At 64.4% G+C, this 24194-nt stretch carries 26 protein-coding genes and 1 tRNA gene; 10 read left to right on the top strand and 17 right to left on the bottom strand.

From position 1 onward, the window contains the following. The first annotated feature begins 44 nt into the window (after positions 1–44). From FBX97_RS13575 to FBX97_RS13565, 3 genes are all read left to right on the top strand, one after another. Positions 45–941 carry a DMT family transporter gene (locus FBX97_RS13575; protein ID WP_141832419.1) on the top strand — a complete coding sequence of 299 codons (897 nt, stop codon included), beginning with the start codon at positions 45–47 and terminating at the stop codon, positions 939–941. After that, positions 941–1825, top strand: coding sequence for a DNA-3-methyladenine glycosylase (locus FBX97_RS13570; protein ID WP_141834443.1), 885 nt, complete (start codon positions 941–943; stop codon positions 1823–1825). The genes FBX97_RS13575 and FBX97_RS13570 overlap by 1 nt, the downstream gene beginning before the upstream one ends. 119 nt (positions 1826–1944) lie before the next feature. Continuing rightward, positions 1945–2985, top strand: coding sequence for a hypothetical protein (locus FBX97_RS13565; protein WP_141832417.1), 1041 nt, complete (start codon positions 1945–1947; stop codon positions 2983–2985). A 9-nt stretch (positions 2986–2994) separates the two neighbouring features. On the opposite strand, the gene FBX97_RS13560 is transcribed toward FBX97_RS13565, so the two are convergent. From FBX97_RS13560 to FBX97_RS13550, 3 genes are all read right to left on the bottom strand, one after another. Continuing rightward, positions 2995–3408, bottom strand: a complete 414-nt coding sequence (locus tag FBX97_RS13560) for a T6SS immunity protein Tdi1 domain-containing protein (RefSeq protein ID WP_141832415.1) — start codon at positions 3406–3408, stop codon at positions 2995–2997. Positions 3409–3516: 108 nt separating this feature from the next. After that, positions 3517–4563: a glycosyltransferase family 2 protein gene (locus FBX97_RS13555; protein WP_185748585.1), complete on the bottom strand. Its 1047-nt coding sequence runs from the start codon at positions 4561–4563 to the stop codon at positions 3517–3519. A gap of 227 nt (positions 4564–4790) precedes the next feature. Then, positions 4791–4867, bottom strand: a tRNA-Met gene (locus tag FBX97_RS13550). Positions 4868–4995: 128 nt separating this feature from the next. On the opposite strand from FBX97_RS13550, the gene FBX97_RS13545 reads away from it, so the two are divergent. The 5 genes from FBX97_RS13545 (at position 4996) to FBX97_RS13525 (ending at position 9535) form a co-directional block, all read left to right on the top strand. Further along, positions 4996–5595, top strand: coding sequence for an NUDIX hydrolase (locus tag FBX97_RS13545; RefSeq protein WP_141832411.1), 600 nt, complete (start codon positions 4996–4998; stop codon positions 5593–5595). Positions 5596–5616: 21 nt separating this feature from the next. Continuing rightward, positions 5617–6363 carry a leucyl/phenylalanyl-tRNA--protein transferase gene (gene aat / locus FBX97_RS13540; RefSeq protein WP_141832409.1) on the top strand — a complete coding sequence of 249 codons (747 nt, stop codon included), beginning with the start codon at positions 5617–5619 and terminating at the stop codon, positions 6361–6363. A 58-nt stretch (positions 6364–6421) separates the two neighbouring features. Further along, positions 6422–7150, top strand: coding sequence for an arginyltransferase (locus tag FBX97_RS13535; RefSeq protein WP_141832407.1), 729 nt, complete (start codon positions 6422–6424; stop codon positions 7148–7150). 135 nt (positions 7151–7285) lie between these two features. Further along, positions 7286–8329 (top strand): quinone-dependent dihydroorotate dehydrogenase, encoded by a 1044-nt coding sequence (locus FBX97_RS13530; protein WP_141832405.1) that lies wholly within the window; start codon positions 7286–7288, stop codon positions 8327–8329. Between the two features lie 159 nt (positions 8330–8488). Continuing rightward, complete coding sequence (locus FBX97_RS13525; RefSeq protein WP_141832404.1) at positions 8489–9535, top strand: aldo/keto reductase; 1047 nt, start codon at positions 8489–8491, stop codon at positions 9533–9535. 166 nt (positions 9536–9701) lie between these two features. Here the strand turns inward: FBX97_RS13525 and FBX97_RS13520 are convergent, their stop codons facing one another. From FBX97_RS13520 to FBX97_RS13490, 7 genes are all read right to left on the bottom strand, one after another. After that, positions 9702–10634, bottom strand: a complete 933-nt coding sequence (locus FBX97_RS13520; RefSeq protein WP_141832402.1) for a CysB family HTH-type transcriptional regulator — start codon at positions 10632–10634, stop codon at positions 9702–9704. Next, the gene (locus tag FBX97_RS13515) at positions 10631–11704 is read right to left on the bottom strand and encodes a sulfate/molybdate ABC transporter ATP-binding protein (protein ID WP_141832400.1); all 1074 of its coding nucleotides are present in this window, start codon (positions 11702–11704) and stop codon (positions 10631–10633) included. The genes FBX97_RS13520 and FBX97_RS13515 overlap by 4 nt, the downstream gene beginning before the upstream one ends. A 1-nt stretch (position 11705) precedes the next feature. After that, positions 11706–12614 (bottom strand): sulfate ABC transporter permease subunit CysW, encoded by a 909-nt coding sequence (gene cysW, locus FBX97_RS13510; protein WP_141832398.1) that lies wholly within the window; start codon positions 12612–12614, stop codon positions 11706–11708. A 1-nt stretch (position 12615) separates the two neighbouring features. Further along, on the bottom strand, positions 12616–13458 hold the full coding sequence (gene cysT, locus FBX97_RS13505; protein ID WP_141832396.1) for a sulfate ABC transporter permease subunit CysT: 843 nt from the start codon (positions 13456–13458) through the stop codon (positions 12616–12618). A gap of 121 nt (positions 13459–13579) precedes the next feature. After that, on the bottom strand, positions 13580–14353 hold the full coding sequence (locus FBX97_RS13500) for a sulfite exporter TauE/SafE family protein (protein WP_141832394.1): 774 nt from the start codon (positions 14351–14353) through the stop codon (positions 13580–13582). Positions 14354–14520: 167 nt separating this feature from the next. Beyond that, positions 14521–15159, bottom strand: coding sequence for a peroxiredoxin (locus tag FBX97_RS13495; RefSeq protein ID WP_141832392.1), 639 nt, complete (start codon positions 15157–15159; stop codon positions 14521–14523). 24 nt (positions 15160–15183) lie between these two features. After that, positions 15184–15570 carry a diacylglycerol kinase gene (locus FBX97_RS13490; RefSeq protein WP_141832390.1) on the bottom strand — a complete coding sequence of 129 codons (387 nt, stop codon included), beginning with the start codon at positions 15568–15570 and terminating at the stop codon, positions 15184–15186. Positions 15571–15709: 139 nt separating this feature from the next. On the opposite strand from FBX97_RS13490, the gene FBX97_RS13485 reads away from it, so the two are divergent. Next, a complete protein-coding gene (locus FBX97_RS13485; protein WP_141832388.1) occupies positions 15710–16495 on the top strand; it encodes an IclR family transcriptional regulator in 786 nt (261 codons plus the stop codon). A gap of 1 nt (position 16496) precedes the next feature. Here the strand turns inward: FBX97_RS13485 and pbpG are convergent, their stop codons facing one another. The 3 genes from pbpG to FBX97_RS13470 form a co-directional block, all read right to left on the bottom strand. Next, positions 16497–17618 carry a D-alanyl-D-alanine endopeptidase gene (gene pbpG / locus FBX97_RS13480; RefSeq protein WP_141832386.1) on the bottom strand — a complete coding sequence of 374 codons (1122 nt, stop codon included), beginning with the start codon at positions 17616–17618 and terminating at the stop codon, positions 16497–16499. Between the two features lie 176 nt (positions 17619–17794). Beyond that, a complete protein-coding gene (locus FBX97_RS13475) occupies positions 17795–18490 on the bottom strand; it encodes a nitroreductase (RefSeq protein WP_141832384.1) in 696 nt (231 codons plus the stop codon). 12 nt (positions 18491–18502) lie between these two features. After that, positions 18503–19417 (bottom strand): DMT family transporter, encoded by a 915-nt coding sequence (locus FBX97_RS13470; protein ID WP_141832382.1) that lies wholly within the window; start codon positions 19415–19417, stop codon positions 18503–18505. 315 nt (positions 19418–19732) lie between these two features. On the opposite strand from FBX97_RS13470, the gene phaP reads away from it, so the two are divergent. Then, complete coding sequence (phaP, locus tag FBX97_RS13465; RefSeq protein WP_141832380.1) at positions 19733–20287, top strand: TIGR01841 family phasin; 555 nt, start codon at positions 19733–19735, stop codon at positions 20285–20287. 62 nt (positions 20288–20349) lie between these two features. Here the strand turns inward: phaP and FBX97_RS13460 are convergent, their stop codons facing one another. From FBX97_RS13460 to FBX97_RS13445, 4 genes are read right to left on the bottom strand one after another with little or no spacing between them, the layout of a single operon-like run. Beyond that, positions 20350–21072, bottom strand: a complete 723-nt coding sequence (locus FBX97_RS13460; protein ID WP_141832378.1) for an ABC transporter ATP-binding protein — start codon at positions 21070–21072, stop codon at positions 20350–20352. Between the two features lie 3 nt (positions 21073–21075). Beyond that, complete coding sequence (locus FBX97_RS13455) at positions 21076–21843, bottom strand: ABC transporter ATP-binding protein (protein ID WP_141832376.1); 768 nt, start codon at positions 21841–21843, stop codon at positions 21076–21078. Continuing rightward, positions 21840–23057 carry an ABC transporter ATP-binding protein gene (locus tag FBX97_RS13450; RefSeq protein WP_141832374.1) on the bottom strand — a complete coding sequence of 406 codons (1218 nt, stop codon included), beginning with the start codon at positions 23055–23057 and terminating at the stop codon, positions 21840–21842. Before FBX97_RS13450 ends, FBX97_RS13455 begins: the two co-directional genes overlap by 4 nt. 18 nt (positions 23058–23075) lie before the next feature. Continuing rightward, positions 23076–24005 carry a branched-chain amino acid ABC transporter permease gene (locus FBX97_RS13445; RefSeq protein WP_141832372.1) on the bottom strand — a complete coding sequence of 310 codons (930 nt, stop codon included), beginning with the start codon at positions 24003–24005 and terminating at the stop codon, positions 23076–23078. Positions 24006–24194: the final 189 nt, after the last annotated feature.

The raw sequence follows: 24194 nt of genomic DNA, 5'->3' as shown, positions 1-24194 counted from the left end.
GCCGCCGTCGATAATCCTCTCCCTGCCACAGGGATAGCACAACCATGAACACCGCAAACCTGCTGCGCCTCATCCTGCTCGCCGCCATCTGGGGCGGCTCCTTCCTGTTCATGCGCATCAGCGCGCCCGTGCTCGGGCCCGCCGTCCTGATCGAATTGCGGGTGCTGTTCGCTGCCCTGTTCCTGGCCGCCGTCGGCCTGGTGCTGAAGAAGCGCCTGCACCTGCGCGCGCACTGGAAGCATTACTTCATCCTCGGCTTCTTCAATTCGGCGCTGCCGTTCCTGCTGTTCGCCTTTGCCGCGCGCACGCTGTCGGCCTCGGTGCTGTCGGTGCTGAATGCAACCGCGCCGATGTGGGGCGCACTGCTCGGCGCCGTGTGGTCGCGCCAGGCAGTGGGACTGAAGAGCGGCATCGGCCTGGTGCTGGGGACGGTGGGCGTCGCGCTGCTGGTCGGCTTCGACCACGTGGCGGCCCGGCCCGGCGCCGGCATCGCGGTGGCGGCAGCCCTGCTGGCAGCCTTCAGCTACAGCGTGGCCAGCCTGTACGCGCGCTCGGCCAAGAGCGTCGAACCCTTCGCCAACGCCCACGGCACCATGTGGACCTCGGCCCTGATGGTGCTGCCGGTGCTGCCGCTGTTCCCGGCCACGGGCAGCTTCACGCCCGGCATCGCGGCGGCGGTGCTGGCGCTGGGCGTGCTGTGCAGCGGCATCGCCTACATCCTGTACTTCAAGCTGATCGAGGAAGTCGGCACCACCTCGGCCCTCACGGTGACCTTCCTCAACCCGGTGTTCGGCATCCTGTGGGGCGCGCTGTTCCTGCACGAAACCATCGGCTGGTACACGATCGTGGGTTCGGCCATCGTGCTGGTCGGCACCGCGCTGGTGACCGGCTTCGTGCCCCGCTTCGGGCGCGCCGCGGCGCTGTCCGCACCCGCCAAGTGATGCGCCGCCAGCTCGACATCGCCCTGCCCGCCGGCTACCGCCGCGAGGATGCGCTCGCCTTCCACGGGCGCGATGCCGAAGGCCTGGCCGAACGGATCGAGGGCGGGACGATCCGCAAGGGGGTGCTGCTGGACGGCGTGCCGGTGCTGCTCCAGATCGTTCTCGACGGCGACCGGGCCCGCTGCATGGTCGATGCCGCCGCGGACAGCATCCCGCCGCAGGCCGAGGCCGCGCTGGTGAACATGCTCGGCCTGCGCATCGACCCGGCATCGTTCGAAGCGGCGGTGCGCGACGATCCATTGTTCGGCCCGGTGGTGCGGCGCATGCCGGGCCTGCGCGTGATCCAGGCCGCCACCGTGTTCGAGGCACTGACCTGGGCCATCATCGGCCAGCAGATCAACCTGCCGTTCGCGATCGCGCTGCGCCGCAGTTTCATCCAGCAGGCCGGCCGCCCCCATCCGAACGGCTTGTGGTGCTACCCGGAAGCCCTGGACGTGGCCCGCCTCGACGTTGAGCAACTGACCAGCCGCAAGTTCTCGCGCGCCAAGGCGGACACCCTGCTGCGCCTGGCACGGCTGGTGGCGGACGGCGCGCTGTCGCTCGATCCGCCGGCGGACGGCGGCCTGGCCGCGACCGCCGCGCGCCTGCTGGCGATCAAGGGCATCGGTCCCTGGACCGTGAACTACGCGATGCTGCGCGGCTATGGCGATCCCGACTGTTCCCTGCACGGCGACGTCGCAGTGCGCAGCGCGATCGGACGCCTGCTGGGTACGGATACCCGGCCGGGCATCGCCGAAGCCGAAGCCTTCCTGCAAGCATACCGTCCGCAGCGCACGATGGCGGCGGCCTACCTGTGGGCCAGCCTGAACCAGCTCAGTGGCTGAATCTATCGGCTGAACGTAGTGTGCAACTGACAGCTTGCGCTAGACTGCACCCTTTCTGCGACGAAGCCGCTAGACTGGCCGTACATTCCAACGGCATAAGCCGACTCAGCGAGGATCCCGTGACTCCGAGAACCGCCATCCTGGCGCTGCTACTGGGCAGCGCGGCTTGTCCCGCCCAGGCGCAAACAGGCGCCGCGCCCGCCGACAGCGAGGGTCCCGGCGCCTACCTGTCCCTGGAGTTCGGCAACGGCCGCATCTACGGCGGCAACCGCGACGACGCCCCCGGCGGCTCGCGCTCGATGGGCCGCCGCGCCTTCGAGGCGCGCGCCGGACGCGAAGAGCCCTCCCCACTCGGCCCGGGACGCATCGACTTCGTCCACTACAACGAGGGCCATCCCGACAACAACCACCGTGACGGCTTCGCCCTGCAATGGGTGGGCGTGCGTCCGCTCGGCAGCACCCTCACCGGCGAACTGGGCATCGGCCCCTACCTGAGCATGAACACGACCACCATCGATGGCCGCGAGTTCGACGATTCGCACTTGGGCCTGCTGTTGGGGGGCGCCTTGCGTCTGCCGCTGCGCTCGCTGCCGCCCGGCACCCACCTGCGCCTGGGCGTGAATTACGCATGGATGCCCGGCGCGCACCGTTCGGCCGCCGTGCTGCTCGGCGTCGGGCGCCAATTCGGACCGGCGCAGCCCGAACCCGATACCGAACCGAAGACCGGCCCGTGGTGGTTCGGCGGCTCGATCGGCAGGTCGATCACCAACATGTCGGGCACCGATGGCGCGAATGCCGGCGTGCTGGAAGCCCGCAAATACCTCGATGAACGCTTCGCGCACTGGGCCGTGTCCGGCAAGCTGATCTGGGAAGGCGACGACGGCCGGCGCGTCGACCGCGACGGCGTCGCCGCCCAGCTCTCCTACGTGCAGCAGGTGACGCCGCGCTTTGCGATGAGCGCGGGCGTGGGCCCCTACGTCGCCCGCAACGACCGCGACGAAGACGACAAGACGCGTGCCAACCTGTTGATCAGTTTCCAGGCCGAGCACGCGCTGTCGAGCGCAACCCGCGCCTTCGTCAATTTCAACCGGGTCAAGACCTTCCGCCGGACCAATGACCGCGACCTGCTACAGATCGGCATCCTGAAGCGTTTCCGGTAAGCGCGGCTCTCAGTTCAAACGTGGCAAGCCCTCGAACTGCTGCGCGCCCTCCCCGGCAAACCGGATCAGTTCGGACAGCGGCACGGTGGCCAGGTTGTCGCTGCCGTAATGGCCGCCGAGCGCGCTCGGGATCTTGAGGCAGTACTTGCGCCCGGCCGCCAGCGGTCCGAGCGTGGACTCGGCCAGGTGCACGGCCTCGGGCATGTACCAGTCGCGCAGGAAATCCTGGTTATAGGAGAGCGCATCGAGGGCGGCGCGGTCTTCGGCCACCGGTTCGCAGCGCAGGTCCTGGGGCGAGAGGCGCCAGTACATCCCGTCCGCATCGCGGATGATGAGGTTGCCGAAGGCGTTTTCGCCCAGCACCTCGGCCGCATCCAGGCCGACCCAGCCCCAGGCTTCGTTTATCTCGTCAACGGTAATCATGAACGCATGCTCCATTGGTCAATGTCAGGCAACGCCGGTTTGACCGGCGCACGCCGACACTGTTGCGTCAGCTTGAACGGGATTTGCGCTGTGTCGAGCCGCCTTGGCTCAGGTCGACTGGTGCTGTTCCGGCGCAAGTCCTCGTCTGGACGCCTTGCGCGCATTCGCGTTCTTGATCGCGTACACGCGCTGCGCGAGGACGCAGGCCGTGCGCAGGAACAGCGGCACCTTGCGCTGATGCGCGGGCGGACCAAAGCGGCCGCGCAGGTAGTCCCACATGCCGAGCAGGGCCGCGTCGCTGTAGGTGTAGCGGCCATATTCGCGATAGCGGACGGCGTCGTACATGGCCTTGTCCACCAGCTTCAGGCGCAACAGGCGACGGTGGGCCGGCGGCGTATGCGTATCCAGGAACAGCATCTCGTTACGCTGCAGCAGATAGACCAGGTACAGCGGGAACTCTTCGAGTTCCTTGCGGTTTTCGTGGAACACCGTCGCATTCAGGGCACAGCGGACCATCCAACCATGCTTGACCAGGCGCATGCCGATATCGTCGTCGTCGTAGTATGCGAACAAGCGGTCGTCCAGCGGCCCGGTATCCTTCAGCGCCTGCACCCGGTACAGCACCGCGGTGCCGTCGACCCAGACTTCTTCAGGATGTGCGTCCTGGAAGCGGCGCGCCTCCTCGATGTCGAGGATGAGCCGGGTCTTTCGCTTGTTCCAGTCATGGTAGTTGACGCAGCGTGCGATGTGGCCGTCATGGATGTCGCGCAGAACCGGCGATACCGCCCCGCAACGGGCATGGGCCTGGAGTTCCGCAACCAGCTCACGCAGGGTGCCAAGCTCGACCGTGGAATCGTTGTTCAGCAGCCAGATGTAATCGTAGCCTTCGCGGATCGCCAGTTCGATGGCGACGTTATGGCCGCCGGTGAAGCCCAGGTTCTGCGGCAGGCATTCGAGCACCACGTCGCGCGCCGCCAAGGCCGCGGACAGCGCCGCCGCTTCCTCGCTACGCGACCCGTTGTCGATGACCAGCGTCGTCACGTCGGCAGGGGCAACCGCCACTTCGTTTTTCACCGAATCCAGGCAGGCCAGGGTCTTGGCGGTCCCGTTCCAGTTGAGGATGCTGACCAGCACCCTCGGCAGGGCGGGTTGCATAACTTTCAATGTCGCGTCGCTCATAGTCGGATGAAAATCGCTGAACTTCAATCGGCAGGCAAAAAATCTTTCCTAATCGACATTGAATATAGCAGATTTTATTAGCGCAAAGGCAATCGTACACCTGAAACCGCTTTGGAATGACGCGAGAAACGAAAAAAAGCCCGGTCGACGCAGTGTCGACCGGGCTTTTTGAGGGAGTGTCTTGATCGACACTGCCTTGAATTTGGTTGCGGGGACAGGATTTGAACCTGTGACCTTCGGGTTATGAGCCCGACGAGCTGCCAGACTGCTCCACCCCGCGTCTGATGGTTCGTATTATACGGGGCCTGGCCGATTTAGGCAATGGCGATCCCATCGCGCCTGTCCGGGGGCGGCACAGCCGCCGCATTACGGTGTAAAGTAAGGGCAAGCCCATAACCTTTGTTTTCTATGAAATTCTGCTCCGAGTGCGCCCATCCGCTGACGGTGGCCATCCCCGAAGGCGATAACCGTCCACGCTACGTGTGCACCCATTGCGGCACCATTCATTACCAGAACCCGAAGCTGGTGATCGGCTCGATTCCAGTGTGGCAGCGCGAAGGCGAATTCAAGATCCTGCTGTGCAAGCGTGCGATCGAGCCGCGCTACGGCTACTGGACCCTGCCGGCCGGCTTCATGGAGAACGAGGAAACCACCGAGCAGGCCGCGGTGCGCGAGACCGAGGAAGAAGCCGGCGCCAACGTCAGGCTGGGCAAGCTGTTCACGCTGCTGAACGTGGCGCATGTGCACCAGGTCCACCTGTTCTACCTGGCCGAGCTGCTCGACCTCGATTTCGCGGCCGGCATCGAAAGCCTGGACGTGCGCCTGTTCGCCGAAGACGAGATCCCGTGGGACGACCTCGCCTTCCCCACCATCCGCACCACGCTGGAGCTGTTCTTCGCCGACCGTGCCCGCATCCGCGAAGCGGGCGGCGACTACGGTTTCCACGGCGGCGACGTCACGCGTCCCATGCGTCGCGCCGACGAGCCGGCCCCGGAACAACCCGACTGACCGGCCCGAGCGAGCACCGCCATGATTCCCTGGCTCGAGGCGAACACGCCCTTCCCCGACGTCTCCGAAGCGCTGACGACCGATGCGCCCGGACTGCTCGCGGCCGGCGCCGACCTGTCGCCGCGGCGCCTGCTGCAGGCGTACCGCAACGGCATCTTTCCGTGGTTTTCGGAAGGCCAGCCGATCCTGTGGTGGAGCACCGACCCGCGCATGGTGCTGCATACGGATGCCTTCAAGATCAGCGACAGCCTCAAGAAAACCCTGCGCAAGGTCGAGCGCGCGCGCACGGCAAAAACGACGGGCGCCGAGCCTGCCGGCAGCGGCTGGGACGTGCGCTTCGACAGCGCCTTCGAACAGGTGATGCGCGCCTGCGCCGCCCCGCGCAAGGATGGTCCCGGCACCTGGATCTCGGAAGACATCATCGCCGGCTACGGCGGCCTGCACCGGATGGGGTATGCGCATTCGTCCGAAGTGTGGCTGGACGGCGAACTGGTCGGCGGCGCCTATGGCGTCTGCATCGGCCGCATGTTCTATGGCGAATCGATGTTCGCACGCGTGTCGGACGCGTCCAAGGTGGCGCTGGCCTACCTGGTCGCCTTCCTGCGCAGCCACGGCGTGCGCATGCTCGATTGCCAGCAGGAAACCGGACACCTGGCCTCGCTGGGTGCGAAGCCGATCCCGCGCAGTCAATTTCTTGAGCATTTGCGCCACGCCATCACGGAAGCGCCAATCGAACACTGGGAAGTCGCGCCACCGTTGACGACTTAACGTTGCGGTGCGCCGTCTTTGGCTACAATGAGCCTACATGTCGTCCCGAGAGCATTGCATGACGCACCTAAACGATCTGCCCTTTTCCACGCTGCAGTTCTACACCACGGCGCCCTACCCGTGCAGCTATCTCGATGCGCGCCAGGCGCGCTCGCAGGTGGCCACGCCGTCGCACCTGATCAACGCGGACGTCTACTCCGAACTGGTGCGCAACGGTTTCCGGCGCAGCGGCATCTTCACCTATCGCCCGTACTGCGACGGCTGCCGCGCCTGCATCCCGGTGCGCGTGGCGGTGAACGATTTCGTGCCCAACCGCAGCCAGCGGCGCGCCTGGAAGCACCACGGCGACCTGACGGCGATGGTCGCCAACCTGTCGTTCTCCGACGAGCACTACGCGCTCTACCTGCGCTACCAGACCACGCGCCACGTCGGCGGCGGCATGGACCAGGACAGCCGCGACCAGTATGCCCAGTTCCTGCTGCAAAGCCGGGTGAATACGCGGCTGGTCGAATTCCGCGAGCCGGACGGCACCTTGCGCATGGTCTCGATCATCGACGTGCTGTCCGACGGCCTGTCGTCCGTGTACACCTTCTTCGATCCGGACGTGGTGGGCGCCTCTTTCGGCACCTACAACGTGCTGTGGCAGATCGAGCAGGCGCGCGAACTGGGCCTGCCCTATGTCTATCTCGGCTACTGGATCGAACAGAGCCCGAAGATGGCCTACAAGATCAATTTCCGGCCACTGGAAGCGCGCATCGATGGCGCATGGGGCGTGCTGGAGCGTTGACTTGCGCGTGGCGCCAGCGGCATGCCGGCTTACGCGTGGGCCGCATTCCGGTTGCGTGCTGATCTGCCAATAAAGTAGAGCGGCCCACCCTACGCGTACAGGTTAAAATGTCGTGAATTCACGATCGACCGACACATGTCCGACAAACTCCTGTACGCGCTTGCCCGTCCCCTGCTGTTTTCGCTCGATGCCGAAACGGCCCACAACCTGACCTTGCCGGCCCTGCGCCGCGCGGCCGCGCTGGGCCTGACCGGCGTCGTACGCAAACCCGCGCCGGACCCGCGCACGGTGATGGGCATCACCTTCCCCAACCCGGTCGGCCTGGCGGCAGGCCTCGACAAGGATGGCGCCTACATCGACGGCCTGGCCGCGCTCGGCTTCGGCTCGATCGAAATCGGCACCGTCACCCCGCGCGCCCAGCCCGGCAATCCGCGTCCGCGCATGTTCCGCCTGCCGGCCGCGCGCGGCATCATCAACCGCATGGGCTTCAACAACGGCGGCGTCGACGCCTTCATCGCCAACGTGCGGGCGTCGCGCTTCTATCAGGAACGGCAAGGCGTACTCGGCCTGAACATCGGCAAGAACGCCGACACCCCGATCGAACGCGCCGCCGACGACTACCTGGAATGCCTGCGCAAGGTGTACCCGTATGCCAGCTACGTCACGGTCAACATTTCCTCGCCCAACACCAAGAACCTGAGACAGCTGCAGGGCGCGTCCGAACTGGATGCCCTGCTGGCCGAGCTCAAGGGCGAGCAGTCGCGCCTGGCCGACAAGCATGGCCACTACGTGCCGCTGGCGCTGAAGATCGCGCCCGACGTCGATGCCGACCAGATCCGCAACATCGGCGCCGCCCTGCTGCGCCACGGCATCGACGGCGTGATCGCCACCAACACCACCCTCAACCGGCGCGACGTCGAAGGCATGAAGCATGCCGGCCAGCAGGGCGGCCTGTCCGGGGCGCCGGTGTTCGACCTGTCGAACATCGTGATCCGCGCGCTGAAGAAGGAAGTCGGCGACGCGATCCCGATCATCGGCGTCGGTGGCATCCTGCGCGGCCAGGATGCCAAGGCCAAGATCGCGGCCGGGGCGCAGCTGGTGCAGCTGTACAGTGGCCTGATCTATCGCGGGCCGGCGCTGGTGCGCGAGTGTGCGAATGCGCTGCGCGGCGTGAAATAAAACAAGGCGTGGTACGAAAATAAAACACACTGCAAAAATATGAACCGTCGCCCCTGCGAAGGCAGGGGTCCAATTTGCGAGCGTTTCGATGGCTCATGCAAACTTGGGCCCCTGCCTCCGCAGGGGCGACGTTTATGAGCCAACGAAACAGGACACATCATGAAGATGCAAAAACTCGGCCGCACCGACCTCACCGTCTCCCGCGTCTGCCTCGGCACCATGACCTTCGGCGAACAGAACACCGAAGCCGACGCCCACAGCCAGCTCGATTATGCGATGGAGCGCGGCATCAACTTCATCGATACCGCGGAAATGTATCCGGTGCCGCCCAGCGCCGCCACCCAGGGGTCGACCGAACGCTTCATCGGCAGCTGGCTGAAAAAGAGCGGCAAGCGCGCCGACATCGTGCTGGCCACCAAGGCCGCCGGTCCGAACGCGAACCAGACCTGGATCCGCGGCGGCCGCCACAACCTCGATGCGGCGAACATCCGCGCCGCCCTCGACGCCAGCCTGCAGCGCCTGCAGACCGATTACGTCGACCTCTACCAGCTGCACTGGCCGAGCCGCAACGTGCCGATCTTCGGCGCCAACCAGTTCGACCCGCAGAAGGAACGCGCCAGCGTGCCGATCGAAGAGACGCTGGCCGTGCTGGGCGACCTGATCAAGGAAGGCAAGATCCGCCACATCGGCGTCTCCAACGAGAGCCCGTGGGGCGTGAGCGAATACATCAAGCAGGCCGAGATGCAGGGCCTGCCGCGCATCGCCACCATCCAGAATTTATACAACCTGACCGCGCGCGCTTTTGAAACCACGCTGCTGGACGAAGTCTGCTACCGCGAAGAGGTCAGCCTGCTGGCCTACAGCCCGCTCGCCTTCGGCCAGCTCAGCGCCAAGTACGTCGACAACCCGCAGGCGCACGGCCGCCTGACGATCTACCCGCCGACCTGGAGCCCGCGCTACCTGCGCCCGGCGGTATTCGCGGCCGTGAAGGAATATGCGGCTTTGGCGCGCGCCAATGGCATGTCGCCTGCACAGATGGCGCTGGCGTGGTGCTATTCGCGCTGGTTCACGGGGTCGACCATCATCGGGGCGACGACGCTGGCGCAGCTGAAGGAGAATATCGATGCGGAGCAGCTCACGCTGCCGGATGAGGTGGTGAAGGCGATCGATGCGATTCATGCCCGCTACACCAATCCGGGCCAGTAAGCTACAAACCGTCGTTCCCGCGAAGGCGGGAACCCATGCTGAGGATCCGAAGTCTGTATTTAGGAAGTAGTCGACATACTTCTGGCATACCGAATTCTGTTGCTCAGCATGGATCCCCGCCTTCGCGCGGACGACGGAGAATTTATTTCGTCGCCGGAGGTACGGTCTACTCCACCACCACCGGATGCAAAGCCTTCTCGATATCCGCCCGGGTAAACCCCTGCGCAAAGCGCTCGATGAAGTCGTACGCATACGCCCGCAGGTAAGCCCCGCGGCGCACCGCCAGGCGCGTCACGTTGGGCGCGAACAGGTGCGACGATTCGATCGCGCGCAGGCCGCGGTCGCGTCCATGGTCGAAGGCCATCGAGGCGACGATGCCGACGCCCATGCCGAGTGACACGTACTGCTTGATGACGTCCGAATCCATCGCCGTCAGCACGATGTCCGGGCTGACGCCGGCGCTGGCAAAGGCGGCGTCGATGTGGCTGCGGCCGGTGAAGCCGACGTCGTAGGTAATCAAGGGATACTCGGCCAGGTCGGCCAGCTTGATCGGGCTCTGGCCCAGCAGCGGGTGCCCGTCCGGCACCACCACCAGGTGGCTCCAGCGGTAGCACGGGAAGGACACCAGGTCGGGGAAGGCGCTCAGGCCCTCGGTCGCGATGCCGATGTCGGCGCGGCCCGACAGCACCCATTCGGCGATGTGCTCCGGGGCGCTCTGCTGCAGCGAGATGCGCACGCCCGGGAACGAGCTGCGGAAGGCTTGCACCACCTGCGGCAGCGCATAGCGCGCCTGGGTGTGGGTGACGGCAACGGTGAGCGTGCCGCTGTCCTGGGCCGCGTATTCGCTGCTGGCCTGCTGCAGGTTCTCGGCCTCGACCAGCAGGCGCTCGACGATCTTCAGGATACCCTTGCCAGGGTCGGTCAGGCCGGTCAGGCGTTTGCCGTTGCGCTCGAAAATGACCACGCCCAGCTCGTCCTCGAGCTCGCGGATCTGGCGCGACACGCCCGGCTGCGACGTGAACAGCGCATTCGCCACGTCGGTGAGGTTGAAGTTGCGGCGCGCGGCTTCGCGCACCGAACGCAGCTGCTGGAAATTCATATGCCTTCCCCTTGGTCGACGAATACATGCATGCGCTTTGGCTTGACCAGCAGGGTCTCGCCATCGCGCAAATCCAGTTCGCGGAAGCGCTCATTCGGTATCACCGCTTCGATCAGTTGCGCATTGTCGGCGCGCTCCAGGTCGAGCTGGGCCAGCGGGCCGATCGCATGGGCACGGCGCAGTTTCACCGCCACGCCCTCGCCGCCTGCCACGTAGCGCTCGACGTCGAGGTCGTGCGGCCGCACGTAGCCGATCGCCTCGCCGTTGCGGACGCCCGTGTGCTGCGGCGTCGCCAGGCGCGCATCGCCGCTGGCCAGCACGCCTTCGTCGACGCGGCCGTGGAACAGGTTGACGTTGCCGAGGAAGCCGTAGACGAAGGGCGAGGCCGGCTGGTTGTACACCTGGGCCGGGGTGCCGGTCTGCTCGACGCGGCCCTTGTTCATCAGGACCACGCGGTCGGCCACTTCGAGCGCCTCTTCCTGGTCGTGGGTCACGAAGATCGAGGTCACGTGCAGCTCGTCGTGCAGCTGGCGCAGCCAGCGCCGCAATTCCTTGCGCACCTTGGCGTCGAGCGCGCCGAAGGGTTCGTCCAGCAGCAGCACGCGCGGCTCCACCGCCAGCGCGCGCGCCAGGGCGATGCGCTGGCGCTGGCCGCCCGACAGCTGCGGCGGATAGCGGTCGGCGATCCAGTCCAGCTGCACCAGCTCGAGCAGCTTTTTCACTTTCTCGCGGATCTGCTGCTCGGACGGACGCTCCTTGCGCGGCTTGACCCGCAGGCCGAACGCCACGTTCTCGAACACGGTCATGTGCTTGAACAGCGCGTAATGCTGGAACACGAAGCCGACCTGGCGTTCGCGCACGTGGCGCGCCGAGGCATCGTCGCTGTCGAGCAGCACGCGGCCCGAATCCGGGAATTCCAGGCCGGCGATGATGCGCAGCAGCGTGGTCTTGCCGCAGCCGGATGGGCCCAGCAGCGCGGTCAGCTCGCCGTCGTCGAACTGCAGCGACACGTCGTCCAGGGCCGTGAACTGGCCGAACTGCTTGCGGATGTGTTGGACTTCGATCGTCATGTCAGTGCTCCGTGGTTTGCATCTGCAGATTGACCTTGCGGGCGGCGTGCAGGCGCCATTCGATGAGGGATTTCACTGCCAGCGTGACCAGCGCCAGCAGGGCCAGCAGCGATGCGATCGCGAACGCGGCGGTGAAGTTGTATTCGTTGTAGAGGATCTCGACCTGCAGCGGCATGGTGTTGGTCTCGCCGCGGATGTGGCCGGACACCACCGAGACGGCGCCGAACTCCCCCATCGCCCGGGCATTGCACAGGATCACGCCGTACAGCAAGCCCCACTTGATGTTGGGGAGGGTCACGCGGAAGAAGGTGGCCCAGCCGGACGCGCCCAGCACCAGCGCCGCCTCTTCCTCCTCGCTGCCCTGCGCCTGCATCAGCGGAATCAGTTCGCGCGCCACGAAGGGGAAGGTAATGAAGATGGTCGCCAGCACGATGCCCGGCACCGCGAACAGGATCTTGATGTCGTGGTCCATCAGCCACGGACCGAACCAGCCCTGGGCGCCGAACAGCAGCACGTAGATCAGGCCGGCGATGACCGGCGACACCGAGAACGGCAGGTCGATCAGGGTCAGCAGCACGCTTTTGCCGCGGAAGTCGAACTTGGCGATGGCCCAGCTTGCCGCCACGCCGAACACCAGGTTCAGCGGCACCGAGATGCCGGCCGCGATGAAGGTCAGCTTGATCGCCGCCAGCGCATCCGGGTCGACGATGGCTTCCTGGTAGGTGGCCCAGCCGCGCTTGAGGGCTTCGTAGAACACGGCGACCAGCGGCACGAACAGGAACAGGGTCAGGAACAGCAGCGCGACCGTGATCAGCGTGTAGCGGACCCAGTTCGGTTCCAGCGTGTTGGTGGCCTTGCGCGGCGCTGGGGTGGCCGTGTCTTTGACGGCGCTATCGAGGACTGCGCTCATATTATTTCCCTGCCCGCTTGCGGGTCCATGCCTGCAGCAGGTTGATGGCCAGCAGCAGGATGAAGGAGACGATCAGCATCACCACGGCGATCGCGGTGGCGCCGGTGTAGTCGTACTGCTCCAGCTTGGTGATGATGAACAGCGGCGTGATCTCGGACACCATCGGCATGTTGCCGGCGATGAAGACCACCGAACCGTATTCGCCGGTGGCGCGCGCAAAGGCCAGCGCAAAGCCGGTCAGGAGTGCCGGCACGATGCCGGGCAGGATCACGCGGATGAACGTTTGCCACGGGCTGGCGCCGAGGCTGGCCGCGGCTTCTTCCAGTTCGCGCTCGGCGTCTTCCAGCACCGGCTGCACCGTGCGCACCACGAAGGGCAAGCCGATGAAAGTGAGGGCCAGCATCACGCCGAGCGGCGTGAAGGCGACCTTGATGCCGATTTTTTCCAGGTACTGGCCGATCCAGCCGTTGGCGGAATACAGCGAAGTCAGCGTGATGCCGGCCACCGCGGTCGGCAGTGCGAACGGCAGGTCGACCAGCGCATCGATGAAGCGCTTGCCCGGGAATTTATAGCGGACCAGCACCCAGGCGACGATGCCGCCGAAGATGACGTTGATGAAGGCGCCGACCAGGGAGGCGCCGAAGCTCAGCCGGTAGGACGCCATCACGCGCGGCGAGGTGACGGCGCTCCAGAACGCGTCCCAGGTCATGGTGAACGTCTTCAGGAACAGCGCCGACAGCGGTACCAGGACGATCAGTCCCAGGTAAAAAATCGTGAACCCGAGCGAAAGCCTGAAGCCGGGGATCACCCGGTTCGCGCTGCTGCGGGAAGCCAATGGATTCATGCGATCGCCTTATTACTAATTCTTCTAATAAGGTCAGATAATCGCACTCATCACTCATATTGCAAACGAAGCATTCGTTATTTGCATAGATGATTCGGCTAATAAGATATTTACTAACTAATTAAGCAAGGAGTTTGATGGCGACCGTGGCCAGCGTTAGCGCCAGCAGGCCACGCAGCAGGCGTTCGGGGACGATGCGCGCCGCCCACGAGCCGAGGGTGATGCCGGGCACCGAACCGATGAGCAGGGTCAGCAGCAACATCCAGTTGATCGAACCCAGCCACCAGTGGCCAACCGCGGCGATGGCGGTCAGCGGCACCGCGTAGGCGATGTCGGTGCCGGCCACTTCGGCCGGGGTCAGCTTCGGATACAGCATTACCAGCAGCGTCGCGCCGATGGCGCCGGCGCCGATCGAGGAAATCGTGACCAGCGTGCCGAGCACGGCACCCGACGCGATGGTGGCTGCGGCCAGGCTGCGGCCGTGCAACTGGCGCCCCGGCTTGGCATTCACCCAGGCCATCATCTTGCCGCGGAACAGGATGGCGACCACGGTCAGCAGGACCGAGACGGCGATCGAATAACGGATCAGCTGGCCGATTTCAGGGCCGAGCGGACCGAAATACTGGAGCGCCAGCGTCGCCAGCAGCGCAGCCGGCAGCGCACCGATGCACAGGCGGCGCACGATATCCCATTGCACGGTGCCGCGCGAACGGTGGGTGACAGTGCCTGCGCTCTTGGTGATGGACGCGAATGCGAGGTCGGTGCCGACGGCAACCGACGGGTTAACGCCGAACAGCAAGGTCAGCAGTGGCGTCATCAGCGAGCCGCCACCGACACCGGTCATGCCGACCAACAAGCCTACTGCAAAACCCGAAACAATATAAGTGATGGACATTCATTACCCTCAGACTAGTACCAAGGGTAAAGTGCCTCAACTGTAAACCAAACGACAGCTTCCTTATTTGCTTATGCAGGAAGCGTTTTACGACAAACGCTGGTAGATACTCAATGAACGTAGGGTGGGCACCCCGTGCCCACCCTACGATATCAACACGCCAACTATTATTTGTTGGGCTGCGGCGTCAGGCGCAGATATGGCTTCGGCGCCTTGAAACCCTTAGGATATTTCTGCTGCAACTGCTCAGGATCCTGCACGGTCAGCGGGATGATGACGTCGTCGCCATCCTTCCAGTTGCCCGGCGTGGCCACGGTGTAGCCGTCGGTCAATTGCAGCGCGTCGATCACGCGCAGCACTTCGTCGAAGTTGCGGCCGGTGCTCATCGGATAGGTAATGATCAGGCGCACTTTCTTGGCAGGATCGATCACGAACAGCGAACGCACGGTGGCGGTGGCCGACTGGTTCGGGTGGATCATGTCGTACAGGGACGAGACCGACTTGTCGGCGTCGGCGATGATCGGGAAGCCCACCACAGTCTGCTGGGTTTCCTCGATGTCCTTGATCCAGGCAGCGTGCTGCTCGGCCGGGTCGACCGACAGCGCGATCGCCTTGACATTGCGCTTGTCGAATTCCGGCTTCAGTTTCGCAGTCAGGCCCAGTTCGGTGGTGCACACCGGCGTGAAGTCGGCCGGGTGCGAGAACAGCACCACCCAGGAATCGCCTGCCCAGTCGTGGAAACGGATGCGGCCGATGGTGGAATCCTGCTCGAAATCGGGGGCGATGTCGCCCAGACGCAAGGTCATAATCTTCTCCTTAGATGTGGTTCTTTAAAAGAACCGGTTGTACAGCACCACGGCCCAGGTCGCGCCCGCCATCGTGATCGCCAGCGCCACCGCTGCACTGCCGAGGTCCTTGGCAGCCTTGGACAGCGGATGGCGTTCGAGCGACACGCGGTCGACCACGGCCTCGATCGACGCGTTGATCAATTCCACCAGCAACACCAGACCCAGCACGGCGATCAGGGCCAGTTTCTGGAAGGCGGAGATCGGCAGCACCAGGGCAATCACGGTGGCCGGGACTGCCACCATCAATTCCTGGCGAAACGCATGTTCGTGCCGCAGCGCATGCCCGAAACCGTCGATCGAATACCGGAACGCGGACACGATCCGCTTCAGGCCGCCTTTACTCTTGAACTCGCTACTGGATTGATCCATCGATATCGTTGTGCTGTGTGAGATCTGCATTATGCCCACACAGCTTGCCGATGACGCAACACCAATCTAAAGGCTTTACCAATTTTTTTCACATTATGGTATAAACTAGAGCAATATACCGCACTGCACCAACCACATCATGAAAATGGAAACCCCTGAACCGGCGAAGACTTCCATCCAAGTGATCGAGCGCATGGTCGCCCTGCTCGATGCGCTGGCCAGTTATCCCGACCCTGTCAGCCTCAAGGAACTGTCGCGGGTTTCGGGACTGCACCCGTCGACGGCGCACCGTATCCTCAACGACATGGTGGTGACGCGCTTCGTGGACCGGGTCGAACCCGGCACCTACCGCCTCGGCATGCGCCTGCTGGAACTGGGCAACGTGGTCAAGAGCCGCCTGTCGGTGCGCGAAGCCGCCGTCGACCTCATGCGTGCACTGCACAACAAGACGCGCCAGACCGTGAACCTGTCGGTGCGCCAGGGCGACGAGATCGTCTACATCGACCGCGCCTTCTCCGAACGCTCGGGGATGCAGGTGGTGCGCGCCATCGGCGGCCGCGGTCCGCTCCATCTGACCTCGACCGGCAAGCTGTTCCTGTCGGTCGACGAGCCGAAAGCCACGCGCGCCTACGCCACCCGCACCGGCCTGGCCGGCCACACCAAGAATTCGATCACCGACCTGGCGCGCCTGGAGCGCGAACTGTCGCTGGTGCGCGCCCGCGGCTATGCGCGCGACAACGAGGAACTCGAAGTGGGCGTGCGCTGCATGGCGGCCGGCATCCACGACGACAGCGGCAAGCTGGTGGCGGGATTGTCGATTTCGGCGCCGGCGGACCGGTTGCAGGAAGAATGGCTGGAAGATCTGGTGAATACGGCGTCGCAGATTTCGACGACGCTGGGGCACCGGGTGGTGCCGGCGGTATAGATTACTGAACGGCCGGCACAGCCGCCGAAGCCGACACCGTCACCGGTGCGCCGGCCGCAGGCACGCCGGCCGCAGCCGTCGCCGGCATCGTGGCCGGCTTCAATGCCTCCAGCCAGCGCCGCATGCGCCCGGCGTCGGCCGTACGCGACTGCTTGCCCTTCGAATCCAGGAACACCATCACCACGTTGCGGCCCTGGATCATGGCCTGCATCACCAGGCAGCGCCCTGCTTCGTTGATGAAGCCGGTCTTCTGCAAGCCGATGTTCCAGTCCGGCAGCGCCACCAGATAATTGGTATTCGAATATTGCAGCGAGCGGTTGCCGGCCTGCACCACGTAGTTGGGATCGGTCGTGTACTGGCGCAGCAGCGGTTCCTGGTGCGCGGTCATGACCAGCCGCGCCAGGTCGCGCGCGCTCGACACGTTCTGGCTCGACAGGCCGCTCGAATCCACATAATGCGTATCGTTCATGCCGAGTTCGCGTGCCTTGGCATTCATCGCCGTGACAAAAGCCTCGATGCCGCCCGGGTAATTGCGCCCCAGTGCCGCGGCCGCGCGGTTTTCCGAACTCATCAGGGCGATATGCAGCAGGTTGCCGCGCGTCATGCGCGTGCCGACGGCGAGGCGCGAACTGGTGTACTTGTGGCGGTCGACGTCGGCGTCGGTGACGGTCAGTACTTCGTCCAGGTCCTGGTGCGCCTGCACCACCAGCAGGCCGGTCATCAGCTTGGTGATCGAGGCGATCGGCAGCGCGACGGTGGAATTCTTTTCGAACAGGACTTCCGAACTGGTCTGGTCGAGCACGTAGGCGACGCTGGAACGCAGTTCGAGGGGGTCGGCAGTCCGGTTCAGGCCGGCCAGGTCGCCGGCGCTGAGGATGGCCAGGGCCGGCGCGGCGCGGCGCACGTTCTGGTACACGACCCTGCGCTTGCCGTGCACCATGGCGACGCGGCGCACCATGTGGCCACGGTTTTCCTTCGCGATCAGCTTGGCGGGTTCGGCACGCTTGGCCTTGACGCGCTTGACCGTGCCGGCACGGCCTTTCGATTTCGATTTCGCCTCGGCCACGGCCGGTTCGAACATCAGCATCATGGAAATGGCGGCAGCCAGCGCGAACTTGAACATCGGATTCCTCGGGCGCGAACGGATGAGTCGGAAACGTCGTACGAAAGACGGGTGCGGTGCGACAGACTTTACCACCCGCGCCAAATTTTTACTACAGCGCAAGACCGTCTGCGTTGCAGAAATCTCTTGATTTTTCAACAGCTTATTCCAACAACTCTGCTGCCGAGTATAGCGCGCTAACCGAGAAAACAGGCGAACGCCGACACCGGTTCGCGCTCCGTGATCAAGGTATTTTCGATCTTGTCCGGATCGGCGAATCCGAGCGCCATGCCGCACACGACCATCTCGTTGGGCGGCAACTGCAACTGTTCCGCGATGATCCGGTGGAACTGGGTGAAGGCCGCCTGCGGGCAGGTGTCGAGACCGCGTCCGCGCGCCGCCACCATGATGTTCTGCAGGAACATGCCATAGTCGAGCCAGGAACCCTGCTCCATCATGCGGTCGATGGTGAACACCAGCCCGACCGGCGCATCGAAGAAGCCGTAATTGCGGCCGTGCTGGGCGGCCATGCCGGCCTTGTTGTCGCGCGTCAGGCCCAGCAGCGCATATAAATCCCAGCCGACCTTGCGCCGGCGGTCGAGGAAGGGTGATTTCCATTCGCGTGGATAATAGTTGTACTCCTCGGTGTGGCGGGCGGCTTCCTGCGGATCCATGTAGGCGGCCAGGACCGCATCGCTCAGCTGCGTCTTGCGCTCGCCGGTGAGCACATACACGCGCCAGGGCTGGGTATTGGTGCCGGACGGCGCCCGCGCCGCCACGTCGAGGATCGCTTCGATGTCCTCGCGCGCCACCGGCGTCGGCAAAAAGGCGCGGATCGAGCGGCGCGAGGTGATGGCCGCGTCGACGGCCTGTTGCTGGGGTGTATCGATCATGGTGTCTCCTGGTTATTTCTTGACGACGAATGCGACGCCGGCCACGGCCACCGCCATGCCGGCCAGGCCGGCGCTGCCCAGGGTCTCGCCGAACATCAGCCAGGCCATGACCGCGGTGGTCGGCGGTGTCAGGTACAGCAGGCTCGTGACCCGGGTGGCGTCGTTGCGGCTGATCAGGCGGAACAGCAGGAAGATGGCGCCGATCGACAGCGCCAGGATCGACCACAGCAGCGCGCCGGCGAAGTGGATGTTCCAGTGGATATTGGCCAGGGCGGGCGTGAAATCTTCGAACACGATCGCGAGCGGCAGGAGCATCAGCGCGCTCGCGCTGAACTGGATCACGGTGCCGGTGCGCAAGTCGAATTGGGGACAGTAGCGTTTTTGATAAAGCGTGCCGGCCGTGATCGACAGCAGCGCCAGCACGCACAGGCCGACCGCGGCCGGCGCCAGCCCATCCAGGTTGAGTTTGCTGTAGACGACCAGCCCCACGCCGGACAGGCCCAGCAGCAGTCCCAGCCACTGGCGCGGCGTCACCCGCTCGCCGACCAGGGGCGCGGCGAAGGCAGTCAGGATCGGCTGCATGCCGACGATCAGCGCCGACAGCCCGGCCGGCATCCCGATCTTGATGGCGCTCCAGACGCCGCCCAGGTAACCCGCCTGCAGCAGCAGGCCGGCCAGTGCCACGTGCAGGATGCGGCCACGCGGCCACGGCGCGCGCGTGAGCAGCACCACGGGCAGCAGGATCAGCACCGCGCCGAGGCAGCGCAGGATCAGGAAGGACAGGGGTGGCGCATACGGCAGTCCGTAGCGCGCCGCGATGAAGCCGGTACTCCACAGCAGCACGAAAAACAGCGGCACCGGGGATAGCCAGCTGGCCTGGTGGGCGGTGGATGGGGCGGATGGGGTGGCAGGACTGTCGGGCATCATCTGGCCAAAAGATCAACCCGGCAAGTCTAGCATGGGGCTTGTACAGCGTGCGGCCGAGCGCCGCGAGCAGGCCTGTTGTTGTATCGGTACAAACAAAAAGCACGCAAACGATTGCAGGTATTGATATAAATCAAAGTATCGTTTTCTTATTGTGCGCCGCATCAAAAGTGCTTGACGCATAATCAGAAACGAGTAAAACTTGCTCATGTTGCGGCGCACAAGCCGTCTCGTTTTTTAGAATTCCCCCGCATTACTGGTCCAAAGCAACACGTCCGACGCAACACGTCCAATAAACGTTCCACACTGGAGAACTACATGTTTGCATTCCCTGAGCAGTTTTCGAACGCGACCAAAGCCAATCTCGAATCCCAGTTTGCCCTGATGTCCACCCTGACTTCGAAGACCTTCGAAGGCATGGAAAAGCTGGTCGAGCTGAACATCAACACCGCCAAGGCCGCCCTTGAAAACTCGTCGGCAACCGCACGCCAGCTGCTGGCGGCCAAGGATGCCCAGGAATTCTTCTCGGTGTCGGCTTCGCAAGCCCAGCCGAGCGCAGAAAAAGCCATGACCTATGGCCGTCAGGTTGCATCGATCGCCGCCGACACCGGCGCCGAATTCTCGAAAGTCGCCGAAAGCCAGTTCGCTGAAGTCAACCGCAAGGTGATCTCGCTGGTCGACGAAGTGACCAAGAACGCCCCGGCCGGCTCGGAAGCCTACGTCTCGGCCCTGAAGACCGCCATCAGCAACGCCAACGCCGGCTACGAGCAGTTCAGCAAGACCACCAAGCAGGCACGCGAAGCCATGGAAACCAACGTGAACGCGGCCGTGTCGCAGTTCACCCAGGCTGCCAACAAGGTTGCCGCTGCCTGAGCATAAAGCTATCTGAATGATTAAACGGCCCGGATCGCTTGCGCGGTCCGGGCCGTTTTTATTTACTCGCCAAGATACGCCGCCTGCACCCGCGGATCGTGCAGCAGGTCCGCCGCATTCCCGCTCATCGTCAGCGCGCCGGATTCCATCACATAGGCGCGGTCGGCCGCCTGCAGCGCCAGTTTCGCGTTCTGCTCCACCAGCAGGATGGTGATGCCCTGCTTCGATACGTCGCGGATCACCTCGAAGATCTTTTCCACCATGATCGGCGCCAGGCCCATCGATGGCTCGTCCAGCAGCAGCAGGGTCGGATGGCACATCAGCGCGCGCGCCATCGCCAGCATCTGCTGCTCGCCGCCGGACAGGGTGCCGGCCAGTTGGCTCGCGCGCTCCTTCAGGCGCGGGAAGACGGCGTACCACTTCTCGATGTCGGCCTCGATGCCAGCCTTGTCGTTGCGCGTATAAGCGCCCATCAACAGGTTTTCGTGGATGCTCATGCGGGTGAACACGCCCCGCCCTTCCGGCACCATCGCCAGTTTTTGCTGCACCAGCTTGAAGGATTTCGTGCTCGCCAGGGGCTGGCCCAGGTAGCTGATCGTGCCTTCCACCTTGCACTGCGGCAGGGTGCCGGTGATCGCCTTCAGGGTCGTGGTCTTGCCGGCGCCGTTGGCCCCGATCAGGGTCACCAGCTCGCCGCGGTCGACCCGCAGGTCGATGCCCTTGACCGCCTTGATGCCGCCGTAGGCGACCTTCAGGCCGGCGATATTCAGGATATTTTCACGCATCGTTCAATGTGCTCCACCCAGGTAGGCCTCGATCACCGCCTGGTTCTTCTGGATCTCGGCCGGCAAGCCTTCCGCGATCAATTTGCCGTACTCGAGCACCGAAATGCGGTCGCACAGGCCCATCATGAGTTTCACGTCGTGCTCGATCAGCAGGATCGTGATGCCGGCGTCCTTGATCTTGACCAGCAGTTCGCGCAACGCCAGCTTTTCGGTGGCGTTCATGCCGGCCGCCGGCTCGTCCAGCGCCAGCAGGCGCGGCTCGGTCGCCAGCGCGCGGGCGATTTCCAGGCGGCGCTGGTCGCCGTAGGACAGGTAGCGCGCGGTGCGGTTGCCGAACTGCCCGATGCCGACGAAGTCGAGCAATTCCTGGGCGCGGGCGCGGATCGCCGCTTCTTCGCGGCGCGCCGCGCCGTGGCGGAAGATGGCGCCGAACACGCCCTGGCGGGTGCGCACGTGGCGCCCGACCATCACGTTTTCCAGTGCCGTCATCTCGCCGAACAGGCGGATGTTCTGGAAAGTGCGGGCGATGCCGGCCTGCGCAACCTTGTGCGGCGCCGACGGCGAATACGGCTTGCCGTCCAGCTCGAAGGTGCCGGTGTCCGGCTGGTACAGCCCGGTGATCACGTTGAAGAAGGTCGTTTTACCCGCGCCATTCGGACCGATCAAGCCATAGATCTGGCCCTTGGCAATCTGGATGCCGACCTCGGTCAGCGCCTGCAGGCCGCCAAAGCGTTTATTCACGCCGGCAATATTCAGGATCAGTTCACTCATGAAGCCACCGCCTCTTCTTCCTTTTCGTCCTTGTCGGTCGCGGCAACCGGGCGGTCTTCCTTGATCGGCGACGGCCACAGGCCGGCCGGGCGGTTCAGCATGATCAGGACCATGGCCAGGCCGTACAGCAGCTGGCGCAGCACTTCCGCTTCGATGAGGACCTTGCCGAACAGCGCCTGCTGGGCCGGCTCGACCACGTGGCGCAGCACTTCCGGCAGCGCGGCCAGCAAGACGCCGCCCATCACCACGCCCGGGATGTGGCCGATGCCGCCCAGCACCACCATCGCCAGCACCGCGATCGATTCGGTCAGCGAGAACGATTCCGGCGAAACGAAGCCCTGGAAGGCGGCGAACATCGCGCCGGCGACGCCGCCGAAGGACGCGCCCATCGAAAACGCCAGCAGTTTCACGTTACGGGTGTTGATGCCCATCGCCTTGGCCGCGATCTCGTCTTCGCGGATCGCCACCCAGGCCCGGCCCAGGCGCGAATGCTGCAGGCGGCTGGTCATGAAGATGGTCACGATGCACAGCAGCAGGAACAGGAAATAATAGGCGTTCACCGACGGAATGCCGACCCCGCCGATGAAGACGGTGGCCTTCGAGCCGGCCTCGCCCGCCAGCGACACGCCGAAGATGCGGATCGGATCGATCAGGTTGATGCCCTGGGGGCCATTGGTGAAATTGATCGGATCGTTCAGGTTGTTCATGAAGATCCGGATGATCTCGCCGAAGCCGAGGGTCACGATGGCCAGGTAGTCGCCGCGCAGCTTCAGCGTCGGCGCCCCCAGCAGCGCGCCGAACAGCGCCGCCACCAGCGCCGCCAGCGGCACGATCGCCCACACCGACAGGTGGATGCCCTCGGTGCGGATCGATTCGCCGAACAGGGCCACCAGGGCGTCGCCCATGGCCGGCGAGTAATTCACGACCGATTCCAGCAGCGCCGCGAATTGCGGCGAGGCCAATAAGCCGGTGAGGTAGGCCCCGACCGCGAAGAAGGCGATGTAGCCGAGATCCAGCAGGCCGGCAAAGCCGACCACGATGTTCAGGCCGAGCGCCAGCATGATGTACAGCAGCGCCATGTCGATGATGCGCACCCACGAGTTGCCGAACTGCGAGGCGACGAAAGGAAAGACCAGCATCACCGCCAGCAGCACCGCCATGCTGGCGTAGGACTGGCGCGGTTTGTGGGCGGTGTCGAAAGTGAGGAGAGCCATGTTTTTAATCTCCCGGGCTCAGGCGCGGTCGGCCACGCGTTCGCCCATGATGCCGGACGGGCGCACGGTCAGCACCAGGATCAGCACCACGAAGGCGAAGATGTCCTGGTACTGGCTGCCGAGGAAGCCGCCGGTGATTTCGCCGATATAGCCGGCACCCAGGCTTTCGATGATGCCAAGCACGATACCGCCGATCATGGCGCCATAAATATTGCCGATACCGCCGAGCACCGCGGCGCAGAAGGCTTTCATGCCCGGCAGGGTGCCGGTCTCGAACTGGATCGAGGCGTAATTGGCGCCCCACATCACGCCGGCCACCGCCGCCAGCGCGGCACCGAGGGCGAAGGTGGTCACGATCACGCGGTTCGAATCGACGCCCATCAGGCCGGCCACGCGCGGGTTTTCCGCCACCGCGCGCATGGCACGGCCGATGCGGGTCTTTTCGACCAGCATCGCCAGCGCGAACATGCACACCACCGCCAGCACGATCAGCAGCACCTGGGTCTGGGAAATGACGGCGCCGCCGATCATGATCGGGTCGGACGACAGCAATTGCGGGAACGGCAGGGGGCTGCGGCCCCAGATCATCATCGCAAAGGTCTTGAGCAGGATCGACACGCCGATCGCCGTGATCAGCGGCGCCAGGCGCGGCGCATTGCGCAGGCGGCGGTAGGCGACGCGCTCGATCAGGATGTTGACCAGCATGGTGACGGGGATCGCGCCGACGATGGCAACCGCTAGCTGCACGCCACCGGGCAGACCGGGAAACGCGCTTTCCAGCATGTGCAGGATCGACAGGCCGACCATGGCGCCGATCATCAGCACGTCGCCGTGGGCGAAGTTGATCAGGTTGAGGACCCCGTACACCATCGTATAGCCGAGTGCGATCAGCGCATACATGCTGCCCATCACCAGTCCATTCAGGACCTGTTGGATGAAAGTTTCCATTCTGTTGTCTCTATCTAGGCAAAACAAAAACGGCACCCGGGTTCTCCGAAGTGCCGCTCTGGTGCAGGTAATTTACTGCAGTGCTGACTGCGCAGGAATTCCGGGCGCCATCATCATAGCGATGTTTTACAAAAACTAATATCGGAAATTCTACGCACAACCAACTATCGCTTTACCAAGGGAACCGCC

This window comes from Herbaspirillum sp. SJZ107, assembly GCF_006715485.1.
In the GTDB taxonomy this organism is placed as follows: Bacteria; Pseudomonadota; Gammaproteobacteria; order Burkholderiales; family Burkholderiaceae_D; genus Telluria.
The sequence above is the reverse complement of the archived record's forward strand: the minus strand, read 5'-3'. Positions and strand labels throughout refer to the sequence as shown.

Bases quoted from the DNA above. Each gene is read 5' to 3' on its own strand.
- FBX97_RS13475 (WP_141832384.1), bottom strand. From the start codon at position 18,490: ATGATCGATACACCCCAGCAACAGGCCGTCGACGCGGCCATCACCTCG.
- aat (WP_141832409.1), top strand. From the start codon at position 5,617: ATGATTCCCTGGCTCGAGGCGAACACGCCCTTCCCCGACGTCTCCGAA.
- cysT (WP_141832396.1), bottom strand. From the start codon at position 13,458: ATGAATCCATTGGCTTCCCGCAGCAGCGCGAACCGGGTGATCCCCGGC.
- pbpG (WP_141832386.1), bottom strand. From the start codon at position 17,618: ATGTTCAAGTTCGCGCTGGCTGCCGCCATTTCCATGATGCTGATGTTC.
- FBX97_RS13460 (WP_141832378.1), bottom strand. From the start codon at position 21,072: ATGCGTGAAAATATCCTGAATATCGCCGGCCTGAAGGTCGCCTACGGC.
- FBX97_RS13545 (WP_141832411.1), top strand. From the start codon at position 4,996: ATGAAATTCTGCTCCGAGTGCGCCCATCCGCTGACGGTGGCCATCCCC.
- FBX97_RS13490 (WP_141832390.1), bottom strand. From the start codon at position 15,570: ATGGATCAATCCAGTAGCGAGTTCAAGAGTAAAGGCGGCCTGAAGCGG.
- FBX97_RS13575 (WP_141832419.1), top strand. From the start codon at position 45: ATGAACACCGCAAACCTGCTGCGCCTCATCCTGCTCGCCGCCATCTGG.
- FBX97_RS13570 (WP_141834443.1), top strand. From the start codon at position 941: ATGCGCCGCCAGCTCGACATCGCCCTGCCCGCCGGCTACCGCCGCGAG.
- FBX97_RS13445 (WP_141832372.1), bottom strand. From the start codon at position 24,005: ATGGAAACTTTCATCCAACAGGTCCTGAATGGACTGGTGATGGGCAGC.
- phaP (WP_141832380.1), top strand. From the start codon at position 19,733: ATGTTTGCATTCCCTGAGCAGTTTTCGAACGCGACCAAAGCCAATCTC.
- FBX97_RS13530 (WP_141832405.1), top strand. From the start codon at position 7,286: ATGTCCGACAAACTCCTGTACGCGCTTGCCCGTCCCCTGCTGTTTTCG.
- FBX97_RS13500 (WP_141832394.1), bottom strand. From the start codon at position 14,353: ATGTCCATCACTTATATTGTTTCGGGTTTTGCAGTAGGCTTGTTGGTC.
- FBX97_RS13470 (WP_141832382.1), bottom strand. From the start codon at position 19,417: ATGATGCCCGACAGTCCTGCCACCCCATCCGCCCCATCCACCGCCCAC.
- FBX97_RS13495 (WP_141832392.1), bottom strand. From the start codon at position 15,159: ATGACCTTGCGTCTGGGCGACATCGCCCCCGATTTCGAGCAGGATTCC.
- FBX97_RS13455 (WP_141832376.1), bottom strand. From the start codon at position 21,843: ATGAGTGAACTGATCCTGAATATTGCCGGCGTGAATAAACGCTTTGGC.
- FBX97_RS13450 (WP_141832374.1), bottom strand. From the start codon at position 23,057: ATGGCTCTCCTCACTTTCGACACCGCCCACAAACCGCGCCAGTCCTAC.
- FBX97_RS13515 (WP_141832400.1), bottom strand. From the start codon at position 11,704: ATGACGATCGAAGTCCAACACATCCGCAAGCAGTTCGGCCAGTTCACG.
- FBX97_RS13520 (WP_141832402.1), bottom strand. From the start codon at position 10,634: ATGAATTTCCAGCAGCTGCGTTCGGTGCGCGAAGCCGCGCGCCGCAAC.
- FBX97_RS13560 (WP_141832415.1), bottom strand. From the start codon at position 3,408: ATGATTACCGTTGACGAGATAAACGAAGCCTGGGGCTGGGTCGGCCTG.
- FBX97_RS13535 (WP_141832407.1), top strand. From the start codon at position 6,422: ATGACGCACCTAAACGATCTGCCCTTTTCCACGCTGCAGTTCTACACC.
- cysW (WP_141832398.1), bottom strand. From the start codon at position 12,614: ATGAGCGCAGTCCTCGATAGCGCCGTCAAAGACACGGCCACCCCAGCG.
- FBX97_RS13485 (WP_141832388.1), top strand. From the start codon at position 15,710: ATGAAAATGGAAACCCCTGAACCGGCGAAGACTTCCATCCAAGTGATC.
- FBX97_RS13555 (WP_185748585.1), bottom strand. From the start codon at position 4,563: ATGCAACCCGCCCTGCCGAGGGTGCTGGTCAGCATCCTCAACTGGAAC.
- FBX97_RS13525 (WP_141832404.1), top strand. From the start codon at position 8,489: ATGAAGATGCAAAAACTCGGCCGCACCGACCTCACCGTCTCCCGCGTC.